Source organism: Staphylococcus piscifermentans (assembly GCF_900186985.1).
GTDB lineage: Bacteria > Bacillota > Bacilli > Staphylococcales > Staphylococcaceae > Staphylococcus > Staphylococcus piscifermentans.
Genome location: NZ_LT906447.1, coordinates 1,318,287 through 1,335,115, shown reverse-complemented (window position 1 = coordinate 1,335,115; position 16,829 = coordinate 1,318,287). Strand labels below are relative to the sequence as shown.

General features: G+C 35.1%; 13 protein-coding genes. 1 reads left to right on the top strand and 12 read right to left on the bottom strand.

What is annotated here, in order from left to right; genetic code table 11:
• Window positions 1-178: 178 nt before the first annotated feature.
• The 11 genes from dnaI to CKV71_RS06125 all read right to left on the bottom strand — a co-directional run bounded on the left by dnaI (window position 179) and on the right by CKV71_RS06125 (window position 13,643).
• Complete coding sequence (gene dnaI, locus CKV71_RS06175) at window positions 179-1,102, bottom strand: primosomal protein DnaI (RefSeq protein ID WP_095104827.1); 924 nt, start codon at window positions 1,100-1,102, stop codon at window positions 179-181.
• Window positions 1,099-2,520 carry a replicative helicase loading/DNA remodeling protein DnaB gene (locus tag CKV71_RS06170; RefSeq protein ID WP_095104825.1) on the bottom strand — a complete coding sequence of 474 codons (1,422 nt, stop codon included), beginning with the start codon at window positions 2,518-2,520 and terminating at the stop codon, window positions 1,099-1,101. Before CKV71_RS06170 ends, dnaI begins: the two co-directional genes overlap by 4 nt.
• A gap of 2 nt (window positions 2,521-2,522) precedes the next feature.
• The gene (gene nrdR / locus CKV71_RS06165) at window positions 2,523-2,996 is read right to left on the bottom strand and encodes a transcriptional regulator NrdR (protein ID WP_095104823.1); all 474 of its coding nucleotides are present in this window, start codon (window positions 2,994-2,996) and stop codon (window positions 2,523-2,525) included.
• Between the two features lie 154 nt (window positions 2,997-3,150).
• Window positions 3,151-4,173, bottom strand: coding sequence for a glyceraldehyde-3-phosphate dehydrogenase (locus tag CKV71_RS06160; RefSeq protein WP_095104821.1), 1,023 nt, complete (start codon window positions 4,171-4,173; stop codon window positions 3,151-3,153).
• A 157-nt stretch (window positions 4,174-4,330) separates the two neighbouring features.
• The gene (gene coaE, locus CKV71_RS06155; RefSeq protein ID WP_095104819.1) at window positions 4,331-4,963 is read right to left on the bottom strand and encodes a dephospho-CoA kinase; all 633 of its coding nucleotides are present in this window, start codon (window positions 4,961-4,963) and stop codon (window positions 4,331-4,333) included.
• A 17-nt stretch (window positions 4,964-4,980) separates the two neighbouring features.
• Complete coding sequence (mutM, locus tag CKV71_RS06150) at window positions 4,981-5,853, bottom strand: bifunctional DNA-formamidopyrimidine glycosylase/DNA-(apurinic or apyrimidinic site) lyase (protein ID WP_095104817.1); 873 nt, start codon at window positions 5,851-5,853, stop codon at window positions 4,981-4,983.
• A 15-nt stretch (window positions 5,854-5,868) separates the two neighbouring features.
• Window positions 5,869-8,499, bottom strand: a complete 2,631-nt coding sequence (polA, locus tag CKV71_RS06145; RefSeq protein ID WP_095104815.1) for a DNA polymerase I — start codon at window positions 8,497-8,499, stop codon at window positions 5,869-5,871.
• 95 nt (window positions 8,500-8,594) lie between these two features.
• Window positions 8,595-10,304, bottom strand: coding sequence for a two-component system histidine kinase PnpS (pnpS, locus tag CKV71_RS06140; protein ID WP_095104813.1), 1,710 nt, complete (start codon window positions 10,302-10,304; stop codon window positions 8,595-8,597).
• Entirely contained in the window at window positions 10,301-11,017 is a 717-nt protein-coding gene (locus CKV71_RS06135) for a response regulator transcription factor (protein WP_095104811.1), read from the bottom strand. Before CKV71_RS06135 ends, pnpS begins: the two co-directional genes overlap by 4 nt.
• Window positions 11,018-11,195: 178 nt before the next feature.
• Window positions 11,196-12,461: an NADP-dependent isocitrate dehydrogenase gene (gene icd / locus CKV71_RS06130; protein ID WP_095104809.1), complete on the bottom strand. Its 1,266-nt coding sequence runs from the start codon at window positions 12,459-12,461 to the stop codon at window positions 11,196-11,198.
• A gap of 63 nt (window positions 12,462-12,524) precedes the next feature.
• Window positions 12,525-13,643, bottom strand: coding sequence for a citrate synthase (locus CKV71_RS06125; RefSeq protein WP_095104807.1), 1,119 nt, complete (start codon window positions 13,641-13,643; stop codon window positions 12,525-12,527).
• 359 nt (window positions 13,644-14,002) lie between these two features.
• Here CKV71_RS06125 and CKV71_RS06120 point away from each other — a divergent pair, with 359 nt between their 5' ends.
• Window positions 14,003-15,367, top strand: coding sequence for an amino acid permease (locus CKV71_RS06120; protein ID WP_095104805.1), 1,365 nt, complete (start codon window positions 14,003-14,005; stop codon window positions 15,365-15,367).
• Window positions 15,368-15,488: 121 nt separating this feature from the next.
• On the opposite strand, the gene CKV71_RS06115 is transcribed toward CKV71_RS06120, so the two are convergent.
• Window positions 15,489-16,730, bottom strand: coding sequence for an ArgE/DapE family deacylase (locus CKV71_RS06115; RefSeq protein WP_095104803.1), 1,242 nt, complete (start codon window positions 16,728-16,730; stop codon window positions 15,489-15,491).
• Window positions 16,731-16,829 lie beyond the last annotated feature (99 nt).

Here is a 16,829-nt window from a genome sequence, read left to right as displayed (position 1 = left end):
GGTCTTGAGCCGGATATTCATTACGAATATCGATATCAACGAGGGAGTAATCAATTGCTATGATAACTGTATTCTCATCACTAACAGTTTTCTGTGTATCAGGAAACAATTCATCTTATCCTCGATTTGTTTACGTTAATTCAGATTTAATTCTATTATAACTCATTTTTTCAAAATTTCAATCGTCACGGTAATTCTCGCCGACAAGTTCATACGGCGCTGCTAAAGATTTAATGCGTTCCATTATTCTAGCAGCTTTTGTTTTTTCTGCACCATTACGTGTGATAGAAAGATGGTGTTCAAGTTCATCAAAATCTAAATTTGAGCTGAACAGCGTCGGGAGTTCATGCACCATACGATAGTGAAGTAATGGCCCGATAACCTCATCTCTCACCCATGGCGTTACTTCTTCTGCACCAATATCATCCAGCATCAATATATTCGCTTCTCTGATACGTTGTAATTTCTTTTCAAATGAACCATCTTTGAATCCATTTTTTAAAGTACGAATAAATTCAGGAAGATAAACAATGGTTGAAGGTATTTTTTTCGACTTTAATTGATTGGCAATGGCACCTAGAATAAAAGATTTCCCCGTACCAAAAGAACCATATAGATATAAGCCTTTCACATTCTCTTTTCCTGCAATAACATCTTTACAAAACTTATCAGCTACCATTGCAACATTTAATCTATCACGCTTGTCCATATAAATATCTTTTAATTTAGCATTCAAAGTATCTCGCTGCATATGATGAGATGTTATGAGATGTGCCTCTCGCTGTTCCTCATCATGTTTGATTTTGCATGGACACGGAAGATATTTGATTTTAATCCGTCCGTTTTCAATATAAAGTTCTGGTACATGGCCTTTCACAAAGTTAGGACAGTCTGCAAAATCATGTCCATCATAATGCTTCTGCTGATCTTTATATTCTTGCAAGATGTTTAAATCTTCATCAATCATTCGATTAGTTAATTCAGCTCGATGATTTTCTAAAAACTTTTTGACATCTGGATCATTAATAACGTCTTTTTTAATCTTTTCGAATCGTTTCTGAAAATCAGGAGAGGTTTGCATTATATTACTGAAACGTTTCATTCGTCATCCTCCTTCCATGTTTCTTTTAAATGTTTAAGAAAGTTCGCTCTATCTTGAGCCAGACTTTGATCTTCAGCATCATCTGCTTTTCTTTTATTTTTGCCGCTTCTCTTCTTATGTTCTCCTTTAATCAGCCAATCAGGAGTAATTTCCTTCGAAGCAATTTGCTGACCATAATTCTTAAATCTTGGCGGATTATTTTTTTGTTTAGCTTTTCGTTGTTTTTCAGCTTCTTTCATATCCATTACATGTGCATGCGCTTCAGCAGCTGAAGATAGTTCTTTCTTCTTCCAGTTAGAAGCGATTTCTTGGATATAAGTCTTCGGCAATTGCATATCATTATTGAGCATTACGTATTGGAGCAACATATTGATAACGCCAAACGGCAATTGTTCTCTCACTATTAAATCTTCTACTAAATACTTCTGTTTCAATGTAGGTTCAGATTTCGCCCAACTTGTTAGCATATCAATCGGACTTGTGGCATCCATCAATTTAAACCAGCTTTCATATTCCTCCGGTGTTTGTGGCGCTTTCGTTAACTCAATGACTTCTTCTTGCTGTTGAGGTGATGTAGGCAAATTGGCTTTAGCTTCTAAAGCAGGCAATTGATTTTCGTGCTCAATGGCATAAAAAGACCGCGCTTGTTTGCGGAGCTCTTCATAAGAGATACGTTGATTGCTAGTAAGCGATTTTAAAATAAGCCCTTTCATCCCTTCTGGTGTAATACCATATAAAACCGCAAGTTGTGTAATCAGACCTTTCGCTTGCTCTTCAACAATTTCTGAACTGACAAAGTGATTGCTCAATAGTTGGTAGAGCGATTCAAAGTCAAATTGCACTCTATCTAAATTAATTCCTTTGTATGAAGCGGTTTGAGTAATATTATTTTCCTGGACATTATCGAAAGCTTGATTAGGAACTTTGAAAACATCTGTAAAATTACGCGTAACCTCTTGATAATTACTTAAATCCATTTGAGTATGTTCAAAGTAACGTTTCAATTGATGGTACCGTTTATTCTCTACTTCTTTATAAAGGTAAACAGAAAGCATGGGATCATTGAAAAATTGTTTAGGAGTTGGCGGTTGTACTAATTCATATACAAAATGTGAATTATCTTTGTTATGTTTCACAAAAGTTTTAATTAAACCGATTGCTTCTAAACGATTCATTTCTTCCCGAAAATCTCCCAGATTAATTTTCAATTCACTCATAATGACATAATGAGTGACTGCTTGATTATTGTTAGGATACGCAAATTGCGATAAGTAATGATAGACACCAATCGCTCTCGTACCGATTAATGGAGTAAACAAACGGTTCAAAACCTCTAATTGGGCTTCTGATAATTTTTCAGATTGTATTACATTAAACGGATCTTGAGGTCGAATACCGAAATCGTCTTGGTTAAACATAATTAATTGTCACTCCGATTATTCTTTTCTTGCAAGATACCTTGCATGGATTCCAGTAATTGGTCAACGTCTTTAAATTCTTTATAAACAGAGGCGAAACGAACATAGGAAACTTGATCGACGTGCATCAGCAAATTCATCACATGTTCCCCGATTTCTCGAGATGAAACTTCAGCTTGTCCCTCATCTCTTAAACGCCATTCTACTTTATTCGTAATATCCTCTAATTGCTGATAACCGACTGGACGTTTCTCACATGAACGAACTAGCCCATTTAAAATCTTTTCTCTTAAGAATTGCTCACGTGTCCCATCTTTCTTGACAACGATTAACGGACTCATTTCGATATGTTCGAAGGTAGTAAATCGGGTACCGCAATTTTCACACTCTCGTCGTCTGCGAATCGCATTGGCTTCGTCTGCATGTCTTGAATCCACTACACGAGAATGTGTTGAATTACATTTAGGGCATTTCATTCATTTTCACCTCTCATATTAATTATGCCTATTATACTATAATCTTACTTAACACAAAAGAAAGCGGAACTTTTCAAATAATACACAGCAAAAAACCAGCTGATTGGAGCCCTACTTCCAATCAGCTGGTTTATATATATGACAGCAGCAAATATTAAGCTGTTGCTTTTTCTTTAGTATTCAATAATTCTCCAATTTCTACTGCAATATCAACGACACGGTTTGAATAACCCCATTCATTATCATACCAAGCGATTACTTTCACTTTTTTATCATCCATTACTAATGTAGACATTGCATCAACAATAGCAGAATTAGGATTTGTATTGAAGTCTACTGAAACTAATGGCTCATCTGAAACAGCTAAAACACCGTTCAAATCAGCATCTTCAAATGCTTGGTTTACTTCTTCAGCCGTAACTTCTTTTTTCAAGTCTACAACTAAGTCAACTAAAGAAACGTTTTTAGTTGGAACACGAAGCGCCATGCCATGTAATTTACCTTCTAATTCTGGTAAGACTTCTTTAAGTGCTTTTGCAGCGCCAGTTGATGTAGGGATAATACTTTCGTTGCAAGAACGCGCACGACGTAAGTCTTTATGCGGATTATCAATGTTTTTTTGGTCATTTGTAATAGCATGTACTGTTGTCATCAATCCATTTTCAATACCAAAATTATCATTTAATACTTTGGCAACTGGACCGATACAGTTTGTTGTACATGAAGCATTACTAAAAATGTCATACTCTTCAACATCTAAGTTATCGTTATTTACGCCTTTAACAACCATTTGTACATGACCGCCTTTTGAAGGTCCTGTCAATAATACTTTTTTAGCGCCAGCATTGATATGTGCTACTGCTTTGTCGCCATGGTTGAATTTACCTGTAGCTTCTATGACAATATCGATATCTAATTCTTTCCAAGGTAAGTTTTCTGGGTTACGGTCTGAAACTAATTTAATATCATGACCATCGATACGAATACCGTTTTCAGTTGGTACTACCTCACCATCATATTTACCATGAGTCGTATCGTATTTTACTAAATGTGCAATTGTTTCTGGAGGATAGCTCGCATTAATCGCTACTACGTTTAAATCATCATTTTTAGAAGCGATACGTAGTACCATACGCCCAATGCGTCCCATTCCGTTAATTGCAATATTCGTTGTCATAAAAAGCACCCCTCGTTTTTATATGTGTTATACTTTATGGAATCAGTATAGCATAATTCCGCAAAAATGAAAGCGTTTTACAAAAATAAACAAAAAAATTACTTATCACTTACGATAAGTAATTTGACTGAGGGTATATGCGGATGAAAAGGCTTACTTATTCACCTATTTCCTCTTGATTTTCTCCTGTTTGTTGAATATATCCTTCATCCATTAATAATTGTTCAAGATTTTGTTTTAATTCTAATAAGGTACCACGATTATCAATAACATGATCAGCCATGCGTTGTTTCTTATCAATAGAAATTTGACTATAAACTCTAGCTTTAGCTTCTTCTTGAGATAAATCGTTACGCTCCATCAATCTTTCTACTTGAATACTTTCAGAAGCATATACCAACCAAGTTTCATCTACTGTATCTTGGAGATTATTTTCAAAAAGTAAAGGAATGTCCATAATCACATTATAACCTTCACTTAAATACTTTTCTTTTTGATTTTCCATAATTTCTCTGACGATAGGATGTACGATTTGATTCAACTCTTTACGTTTTTCCGCATCATTAAAAACAATTTCGCCGATATATTTGCGATTCATTTCTCCATTGTCATCGATAGCTTCTTCCCCGAAGACTTGTTTTACTTGCTGTAAACCTTCAGAGCCTTTTTTTACCGCTTCTCTAGATGCTACGTCAGCATCTACAATTTTAAATCCATGTGCTGCTAACAACTCTGATACCGTTGACTTTCCAGTGCCAATTCCGCCTGTTAATCCAATTACTTTTCCCATAACATGTCTCCTTCGTTCTATTTTTGACATTGCGGGCAGTAATGTGAGTTTCTGCCTGCTATTACTTTAGTATGAATGGGTCCGCCGCATACTGGGCAGACTTTCTTTTTATAAACTTTCAGATAGTGTTGCATTTGGCCTGTCTTTCCATCAGCATGACGATAAGAAGATACGCTTGTACCGCCATTTTCGATACCCAAACGCAAAACTTTTACCACTTCATCAAATACACGTTTTTGTTCAACTTCTGTTAATGAGTAAACAGGACGTTCAGGATCAATCTTGGCATTAAATAAAGCCTCGCAAGCATAAATATTTCCGCAACCCGCAATGACTTTATGATCTAATATCACCTGTTTGATAGGTTTTTTACGATACGTTTTTGTACTTAACTGAAGTTTGTAATGCGCAAATGCAGTTTCATCAAATGGTTCAGGCGCCATGTCGGAAAAAGAAGAATGTACAGATAAATCTGCTACATTCTTAATTTCTCCGAAACGACGTATGTCTGAAAAGATAAGCTGTTTGCCATTGCTCAGCTTAAAATTGACGTGCCAATGCTTTTTGTAGTTCGGAACAATAATATCATCTAACGTATCCACAATGAAAAAGCCGCCTGACATCCCTAAATGACTCACGAGCACCCTTTTATCTTTATCTGTTTCTATATAAAAAAGAATATACTTACTTCTACGCTCTATACGTGTAATTTTATATCCTTCTGAATACAATTTAAACATCGGCAAATCCATTTGTTTAATAATTGTATCTTTACCGATTTCTTTTCCTTTAATCACAGCATCTGAAAATTCTACTTCTTCAATATACTGATTGATTGCTAACGGTTCAATGCCGCGTTTTACATGTTCTACTTCTGGTAATTCCGGCATTTATATACCTTCTTTCTATTTTGCATCATACCAAGTTGGACCGTAGTTCGTATCCACTTGTAATGGTACATCTAAATCTATTGCATTATCCATAATATCTTCAATAAACTTACTGAATGCTTCAACTTCTGCTTCTGGAAGTTCAAAAATCAATTCGTCGTGCACTTGTAAAAGTAAATGCACATGAAAATCTTGATTCTGAATTTCCTTATCAAAATTGACCATTGCTAATTTGATAATATCCGCAGCACTACCTTGTATCGGTGTATTCATTGCAGTTCTTTCTGCAAAACTTCTGCGGTTAAAATTACGACTCGTAATATCGGGAATATATCTCCGACGATGTAAGAGTGTTTCTACATACCCTTTCGCTTTCGCATCTTTAACAATATCACTCATGTATTGTTTGACCCCTGGGAAACTAGCTAAATAATCATCGATAAATTGTTTCGCAGCTTTTCTAGAAATACCCAGACTCTGGCTTAAGCCGTAATCACTAATACCATAAACAATGCCGAAGTTAACTGCTTTAGCTTGGCGACGCATTAATCCGTCTACTTCATCAGGTTCTACACCAAATACTTTCATGGCAGTGGCCGTATGAATATCATGTCCTTCTCTAAAAGCTTTAATCATACTCTCATCTTGTGTAATGTGAGCTAGCACCCGTAATTCGATTTGTGAATAGTCTGCTGAGAGAATTACATTGCCTGGTTCTGCAGGCTTGAATGCTTTTCTTATTCTTCTTCCTTCTTCTAAGCGAACCGGAATATTTTGTAAGTTCGGATCTACAGAAGATAAGCGCCCAGTCTGTGCCAAAGTTTGATTGAAGTGTGTGTGTATGCGGTGGTCTTTTTGTATCACCTTTTGCAGTCCTTCTATATAAGTGGACTGTAATTTAGAGAGCTGACGATATTCAAGTATATCATCTATAATAGGATGTTCTCCTTGTAATTGCTCAAGCACATCTACTGCGGTAGAGTATCCTGTTTTAGTTTTCTTGATTACTGGTAATTCAAGTTTTTCAAATAGTACTACTCCCAGTTGTTTTGGTGAATTGATATTAAATTCTTCCCCAGCCGCCTCATGAATGCGCTCAATAAGAGTATCCAGCTTTCCTTGAATTTCTTTTTCCATTTCTTGCAGTTCGTCAACATCCGTATAAATCCCTAGTTCTTCCATTTCTCCTAAAATACGTGCGAGTGGAAGTTCTAGTGATTTAAAGAGTTCAAGTTGATTGTATTCTTCCAGCTGGTCATACATAAGCGGAGTACTTTCAGAGACAGCATCTAAGATTGCTGCAATATAAGGATTCATCACTTCGTCATCAGGTATTTGACGTTTCCGACCTTTACCATAAATGTTGACCGCTTCAGCCACATAATTCTGACCATAATGCTGAACAACTGAATAGACATCATCAATACTTCTAGATGGATCTAAGATATAACTTGCTAACATAATATCAAAAGTAATATTTTGAATATTTATATTTAATCGATGCGCTTCAGCATATGTTTTCTTAGCGTCATAAACAAGTTTTCGCGTGTTTTTATCTTCCAACCATTTGACCAATTCAGGGTAATCTTGAATAGTATCGGCATCGATCACAACAAAGTGACCATCAGCCTTCATTCCGAATTTAAGGATATCGGCCGTTAAATAGTCTCCTTCATCCACTTCGAAATGCACTGCTGCTTCAGATAAGTCATTAAAATTAATATTATTGAAGTCGTGTTCAACTTCATATTCACGTTTTTCTTCTGTTTTATCTTCTGCATCTACATCGATTTGATTCAACATTTGTTTGAAATCTAATTCTTTAAATAAATCAATTTTCGCTGTTTGGTCCACTTCTTCAGGAAGTTTTGTGTCTTTTAAAGTGACTTCAATCGGACTGTCTCGTTTGATAGTCGCTAACTGTTTGCTCATTAAAGCATCGTCATGACCATTTTCGAGTTTTTCTTTTAATTTTTTACCTGAAACTTCATCTATATGCTGATAGAGATTTTCTACAGAGTCATATTGATTCAGTAATTTGATTGCTGTTTTTTCTCCAACACCAGCAATGCCAGGGATATTGTCAGAAGTATCACCCATTAAGCCTTTCATATCTATTATCTGTGAAGGCTGTAGACCGTTATACTTTTCAGCAATAAATTCAGGTGTATAATGGTCCACATCTGTTACGCCTTTTTTCGTATAATAAATTGTTACGTTTTCAGAAGCTAATTGCGTCAAGTCGCGATCTCCTGTAACGATAATCGTTTTGATACCTGCTTTATCCGCTTGTTTACTCAAAGTCCCAATAATATCATCTGCTTCATAATTTTCTAGTTCATAATGCTTAATTTGATACGCATCTAATAATTGGCGAATTAAAGGAAACTGCTCGCTTAATTCTGGCGGTGTCTTTTGACGTCCGCCTTTATAATCACTGAAAGTTTGATGTCTGAAGGTGGTTTTGCCTGCATCAAATGCCACTAAAAAGTGTGTAGGCTTCTCTTCTTTTTTAATTTTTTCTAATAACATCGCGAAACCATAAATAGCATTTGTATGGATACCCGCACGATTTGTCAAAAGAGGTAAAGCATAAAATGCGCGGAAACTTAAACTATTTCCATCAATTAATACTAACTTTTCCACGTTATAACCTCCTGAATTGATTTAATTCTATTTTATCATAAGTATATCTTTGCTCATAAAATTAGCGCCGGACTTCTATCCGACGCTATTACATCTTATGAATTTCGTGATTTATTATCGAAGAAAATAATACGGAAAGTGGTACCGACATCTAGTTCACTTTCAATTTGTATGCGGCCTTGGTATGCTTCAACAATATGTTTAGTAATTGATAAACCAAGTCCTGTACCTCCAGAATCTCTGCTGCGTGCCTTATCTACCCTGTAAAAACGTTCAAAGACATGCTTTTGGTCTTCAGGTGCTATGCCAATTCCATGGTCTTCCACTTCTAATATCTTCTTATCACCTTGACTGGATACTCTTACAAAAACAGTACTTTCATTCGGTGAATAATTAATCGCATTACTGACTAAGTTTGTAACCACTTGTGCAATCTTAGAAGCTTCAGCGTCTATATAAACGTCATCTTGTATGTTTGCATCAATAGTAATATCTTTTCTTTGAGCGTAGGCGTATAACGTATCAACAGTAGTTTGCGTAACTTCTGATAAATCTACACGTTCTGTTCTGATTTCAGTTTGCTGTTCAATATGTGATAAGTCCAACAAATCTTCAACCAGAGATTCTATACGGTTAGATTCTTTTAAAATGATATTTAAAAATTCATCTAACAAATGTTCATCTTCTTTTGCTCCGTCAATTAATGTTTCAGCAAATCCCTTTATCGAAGTAATAGGCGTCTTCAATTCATGGGATACATTCGCTACGAATTCACGACGCAGATTTTCGAGTTTCTTAAGACTTGTAATATCATGGAGTACAACCACCATACCTTGAAGCCTTTTTTTATTACGAGATAAAATCGGGACACATGCTGTATCGAAATACTTTTCATGGACATTATTAATATAAATTTCAACTTGTTCATTAATCGTCTTTTCAGTTTTAAAGGCATTAATAATTAACGTATTCAGCTTACCTTTAATCACACGATTATAATTTTTATTCACTACGCTCGCTTCAGGATTGAACATATCGTAATACGCAGTGTTGGCTACTACAATTTTACCGTATTTATCAATCATTAAAACTGAGCTTGGAATATTTTCTAAGGTCGTTTTCAAACGATTAGATTGAATCTTTTGTTCGTTATGCATCTTTTGCAAACGACGTGCCAGTTCATTAGTCGTTACAAAGAGATCTCTCGTTTCTTTTACATTACTTTCTGGCACTCGGATGTGATAATGACCTTGAGCTAACAGTTTAGTTGCATAGGTTACATCATTAATAGGTCTGATATAAGTCCTATTGATGTTTCTAACAATCAAAAATACAACTGTCAATATAAACATTCCTATAATAACAATGTATTTCCAAGCTTCAAACTGCAACTGTGAAATTTCATTATTGTATCCTGAAATAATAATGTGATGATTATTATCAATATATTTATAAGTAAATCGATGATTTCCTTTATGTGTGTCATAAATTAAATTAGATGGATTACCGACAACATTAATATTTTCATTTGCAGGTACATTATTCCCCGCCTTGAATAAAACTTTATGATTTGAATTGCTATGTATAGAAATCGCAAAATCATTTAATCGTGCGTATTCTTCAATAGCTTTAGTTTGATGTGCCTTATAAGATTCATTTACTCTTTCTGAATCATTTTTCAGGTTTTCACTATCTCTGCTGGATATCGTCGTATAAATCGCATGGTTGATGAGCAAACCTAGAGCAATAAGACAAGAGACAATCAGTGTTACCAGTGTAAGCAGTAATCGAGTATAAAACTTCAATTAGCAGATTTAGGTCTTTCTAATTTATAGCCTAAACCACGTAGCGTTTTAATCAATTTTGGCTGCTTAGGGTTTTCTTCTAATTTATCTCTCAAGTGACTGATATGCACATCGACAATACGTGAATCACCTGTAAATTCATAGTTCCATACAGAGTTCAACATATGTTCTCTTGTAATTACGCGACCTTGACGTTCAATTAAGTACAATAACAATTCAAATTCTTTAGGTGTCAGCTCTAATAATTCATTATTTTTGTATACTTCAAAATACTCGGGTCTAATCTTGATGGAACCAATGATAACGTCCTCATTATCATTTTCGTCTTCTTGGATACTTTGAACTTGTTGAGAACGTCGCAAAATAGCTTTTACACGTGCAACTACTTCTCTTGGTGAAAATGGTTTAGTCATATAATCATCTGCACCAAGCTCTAAGCCTAGTACACGATCAAACTCGTCATCTTTGGCAGTCAACATTAGAATAGGAACTAAGTTCTTATCTGAACGAATCGTTTTACATACTTCAATGCCGTCTAATTTCGGAAGCATTACATCTAAAACTACTAAATCCGGCTGTACAGCATTTACTTTTTGAAGCGCCTCTTCTCCATCATAAGCAACTTCTACTATGTAACCTGCAGTTTCCAAATTGTATTTCAGTAAAGTTACAATTGATTGTTCATCGTCGACTACTAAAATTTTTTGTGACATGGTCGTACCCCCTGTGTATTTTTCAACCTAATTATAACTTATATTTTCATAAAGATAACATACTATGTATTAACTTTACAGAAACTTAACAATTGATTAACATTCTATAATTTTTATTTTGAAAAAGAAATAAGAGGAGCTGGGACAAATGAATGTCTCAGCTCCTCTCTAAGATAGATTAAAGGTTTTTAATTAATTCATCAGCAAATTGTGATGTTTTAACTTCAGTTGCACCATCCATTAAACGTGCAAAGTCGTAAGTTACAACTTTAGATGCAATTGTTTTTTCAATTGAAGCTGTAATTAAGTCAGCTGCTTCTTGCCAACCTAAGTGTTCTAACATTAATACAGCACTTAATAGTTCAGATGAAGGGTTAACTTTATCTAAATCAGTGTATTTAGGTGCAGTTCCGTGAGTCGCTTCAAAAATTGCATGACCAGTGTCATAGTTGATGTTCGCACCTGGAGCAATACCGATTCCTCCAACTTGAGCTGCTAATGCATCAGATACATAGTCACCATTTAAGTTCATAGTCGCAACTACATCGTATTCAGCTGGACGAGTCAAGATTTGTTGTAAGAAGATGTCAGCAATAGAATCTTTGATGATAATTTTACCATCTGCTACTGCTTGATCTTGAATTTTGTTTGCTTCTTCTTTACCTTTTTCATCAACTAAACGATCATATTGTTGCCATGTAAATACTTTGTCACCGAATTCGTTTTCAGCTAAATCGTAACCCCATTGTTTAAAAGCACCTTCAGTAAATTTCATGATATTACCTTTGTGTACTAAAGTTACTGATTTGCGGTTGTTATCTAAAGCGTATTGGATTGCAGCACGTACAAGACGTTCTGTACCTTCTTTAGAAACTGGTTTCACACCGATACCTGAAGTTTCAGGGAAGCGGATGTTTGTTGCACCCATTTCTTCTTGTAAGAATTTAATTAATTTCTTAGCTTCTGGAGTGCCTTCTTTAAATTCGATACCTGCGTAGATATCTTCTGTATTTTCACGGAAAATAACCATATCAGTATCTTCTGGACGTTTAACAGGTGAAGGTACACCTTTGAACCAACGTACAGGACGTAAGCAAGTAAATAAATCTAATTCTTGACGTAACGCAACGTTCAATGAACGAATTCCGCCGCCGATTGGTGTTGTAAGTGGTCCTTTGATAGCGATTAAATACTCTCTGATTGCTTCAAGTGTTTCTTCAGGAAGCCATTTTCCAGTATTATCATACGCTTTTTGACCTGCTAAAATTTCTTTCCATTCGATTTTCTTTTCGCCATTATAAGCTTTTTCAACTGCAGCGTCTAAAACACGGCGAGATGCTCTCCAGATATCTGGGCCGATTCCATCACCAATGATGAATGGAATAATTGGATTATTCGGTACTAATAAACCGTCTTCTTGTTTAACAATTTTTTCTGGTGCCATTAATAATTCCTCCGTAACTTAATTAATAAGGTGTTTCAATTTCAGAATCAAAATTAATATATTCTATCTCTCTTCGATTGGAACATATTCACGATTTGTTTCACCAATATATTTCGCACGTGGTCTCATAATACGGTTATCTCTGTATTGTTCAAAGATATGTGCTAACCAACCTGAAGTACGGCTGACCGCAAAGATTGGAGTGAATAAATCATGTGGAATATCCATGCTATGATAAACAGTTGCACTATAGAAATCGACATTAGCAATAATACCAGTACGTTCTTTCATAATATCTTCGATTTTCACTGAGATATCATATAAGTGCTTTTGACCTGTTTCATCTGTAATTTTCTTACTCATTGTTTTCAAGTATTTCGCACGTGGATCGCCGTCTTTATAAACACGGTGACCGAAGCCCATAATTTTTTCTTTATTTGCGAATTTTTTGTCTAAATATGGTTCTACATCATCAACTGATTTGATTTCAGAAAGCATATTCATTACGCGTTCATTAGCGCCGCCATGTAAAGGCCCTTTCAATGAACCAACTGCAGCTACGATACCTGAGTACATATCTGATAATGAAGATACTGCACAACGTGCTGTAAATGCAGAAGCATTCAATTCGTGATCTGCATGCAATACTAAAGCTTTGTTAAATGCTTCTTCTTCGATATCAGTAGGTTCTTCCCCACGTAACATATACAAGAAGTTTGCTGCGTAGCTTAACCCTTCTTTAGGTTTAACTGGTTCTTTTCCTTCACGAACGCGTTGGAAAGAAGCTACTAACGAAGCCATTTTAGCTTGAATTCTAATTGCACGTTCTAATTTTTCTTCATCAGTTTCACCTTCTGCATTTTCATCGAAATGTGCAATGTATGAAACTGAAGTTCTTAATGCTGTCATCGGATGTACATTATCAGTAGCATAATCTTCAAAGTGTTCATATACTTTGTCATCTAATGTAGCATACTCGTATAACTTTCTTTTCAATTCATCTAACTCATCTTGCGTAGGAAGTCTATAGTTCCATAATAAAAAGATAATTTCTTCAAATGATGCGTTTTCTGCTAAATCATCGATGTCGTAACCGGCATATGTCAGTTGGCTATCGATAATTGAGCTCACTTTTGTTTCAGCTGCAATTACCCCTTCTAAACCTTTTTGCAATTCTGCCATATTAATTTCCCCTTTTCTATAACAAATTGAAATGGCTTTCATTTAGTATTATATCCAATTATCGCGATTTTGTGAACAATTAAGCAACTCTTATAAACATGTAAATCTACATACTTATCATGTGTTTATAGAAGAATCGTCTACTTATAGCCTTGCATCCATGCACTTATTACATTTTAATTGTTTTAAGTTCCTTAAAACATAGTTTTAGGATATGTCATTTTAAATATTTATCATTCATAATAACTATATTTCATTGCGAATTGCATGAAAATTTGTATTATTCTCAAAAAACATTTGTCATTACCTTCAAATATGTGCATAATATTGATGAGGTGCAAAAAGGGAGTTGTTTGTATATGGCAAATAATAATTTACAAAGAGAACTGAGCAATCGTCACATTCAACTGATTGCTATCGGCGGAGCAATCGGTACAGGGTTATTCTTAGGGGCTGGACAAACGATTGCTATGACAGGTCCTTCCATATTACTAACATACATTATCGTTGGATTAATGTTGTTTATGTTTATGAGAGGATTAGGAGAAATTTTAGTTTCAAATACTAATTTTAAGTCTTTCGCAGATGTTACAAATGAATATATCGGGCCTTTTGCAGGATTTGTAACAGGATGGACATATTGGTTCTGTTGGATTATCACAGGAATGGCCGAAGTTACAGCCGTTGCGAAATACGTAAGTTTCTGGTGGCCGGCCATACCTAACTGGGTAAGTGCACTATTTTGTGTACTATTACTGATGGTATTCAACTTATTCAGTGCTAAAATTTTCGGGGAATTAGAATTTTGGTTTGCAATTATCAAGGTTACCACTATTATTGTACTTATCGTTGTAGGTCTTGTCATGATTGTCATGGCCTATAAAACACAATTTGGACATGCTTCATTTACAAATTTATATGAACATGGCATTTTCCCTAAAGGAGCAACAGGATTCTTTATGTCCTTCCAAATGGCAGTATTCTCCTTTGTTGGTATAGAAATCATAGGTGTAACTGCTGGAGAAACTAAAGATCCTACTAAGACTATACCTAAAGCAATTAACAGTGTGCCTGTGCGTATTCTTTTATTCTACGTTGGTTCGTTAGCGGTTATTATGTCAATTATTCCTTGGAACAAAATGGATCCTTCAGAAAGTCCGTTTGTTCGCTTGTTTGCCTTAGTCGGCATTCCGTTTGCAGCTGGAATTATCAACTTTGTAGTATTAACTGCTGCTGCATCATCTTGTAACAGTGGAATATTCTCTAACAGTCGTATGTTATTTGGTTTAGCGAGACAAGAACAAGCACCACCGATTTTCAGATCTACAAATAAAAATGGTGTACCTCATATCGCAATTTTAGTTTCTTGTGCGCTATTATTAGTAGCTGCTTTACTTAACTATATCTTCCCAGATGCTACATTAGTATTTACTTATGTTACTACTGTTTCAACAGTATTATTCCTTGTAGTATGGGGATTAATTACTTACGCATATATTCGTTATCAAAAACGTGATCCAGAGCAACATAAAAAATCAATTTATAAATTACCTGGCGGAAAAATTTCTGGTTACCTTATTCTAATATTCTTTGTGTTTGTACTAGGATTACTTTTCGTCAACCCGGTAACTCGAGTTGCAATTTTCATTTCACCTATTTGGTTTATTCTTTTAGGATTCATGTATTGGAGATATACGCAGCAAGTGAAGAAACACAATGGCTAATTTTTATTGAATTAAGCACCTTTAACAATAAAATAAGAGTGAGCACCCTCAGTAAAAGTTTGGCGATTCCAAAATTTGAACTTTTGGAATCGGTACAGTTTCTACGTGGGGTGCTCTTTTTTTATCTCTTATTTTCATTAATATAAGTTGGAATCAGTTGCGTAAAGTAGTCAACGAACTGTAAGTAAGTATCTTTATTAACATACTCGTTTACTTGATGTGCTGTGGCACCTGGACCAAATGTTAAAAATGGAAAACTTTCATCTTTGCCACGTAACAAATTCGAAGCATCCGTTACCCCAGGCATCGGTGTGACACCTAACGATTTATGAAACATTGTTTCCCCTAGCTGATGTCCTAATTCCACTAAATTATTCTTTCCGGTCGTGAGTGCTGGTTCTAGATCAAGATAAATATCCGCTTCTAAATGTGCCCCTTGCTCATTTTCTTTATCTAGATAGTGTTGAAATAATTGTTTTACTTTTTCATTATTGTATTCAGGAACCGTACGGATATTAAATTCTGCAGTAGCTTTATCTGGGACAGAATTGACCTGAGCGCCTCCATTAAATATTGTATTAGTAATAACCAGACCAGATAACATGTTTCTGACTTTGCTCATATCAGTATTATCACCAAGTACTGAAGCCAAACGATTTTCAAATTTTGAACAATCAATTTGGTTCATTGACTGTGTTTGTATAATTTCTTCGTAAGCGTTATCTATATTTTGTACGAAATTTATTAATGGCTTTATGGCATTTTGCCCCGCAATAGGCATAGAACTATGCGCAGCTTTTCCAGTAGAAATAACTCGATAATCCATTGAACCTTTATTTGCATATATCAAATTATTTTCTGTTGGCTCTGCTATTAATAATGCATCTACATCATCCATATAACCTTTTTCATAAAGTTGTTTGGAGCCCAATTGTTCCATTTCTTCACCTGTTGTAGCCATGAATTGAATAGATCCTTCTTTCAATAAATGTTGTTCATGTATCTCTATAAAAGCAATGGCAAGTGCTGCTAAACCAGATTTCATATCTGCTGCTCCACGACCATAAAGCTTTCCATTCTCTTCAGTGAGTTCGAATGGTGGATAATCCCATTTATCGATATCTCCTTCCGATACCACATCCATATGGCCTGAAATGCCCATAACCGGATGACCGTTATCAATTTTTGCAATCAAATTCGCTCTGTGAGGACTGATTGAATCAATTTCTGATTCAATACCATGCTGAGCAAATAAATCTTTTAAGTAGTTAGCAACTTGAATTTCATTATCATTAACACTTTTTATTTTTACGATATCTGCTAGTATTTGTACTTTCTCTTCATTTGAAAAGACTGCTGTCAAAACGTCTCAACCTCCTATAACTTGGCTAGAATGAAAATGAAACTAGCACTCATTTTATAATTAAACGAAACTTTATCGTTTTTGTGGTGGATCGAGAAA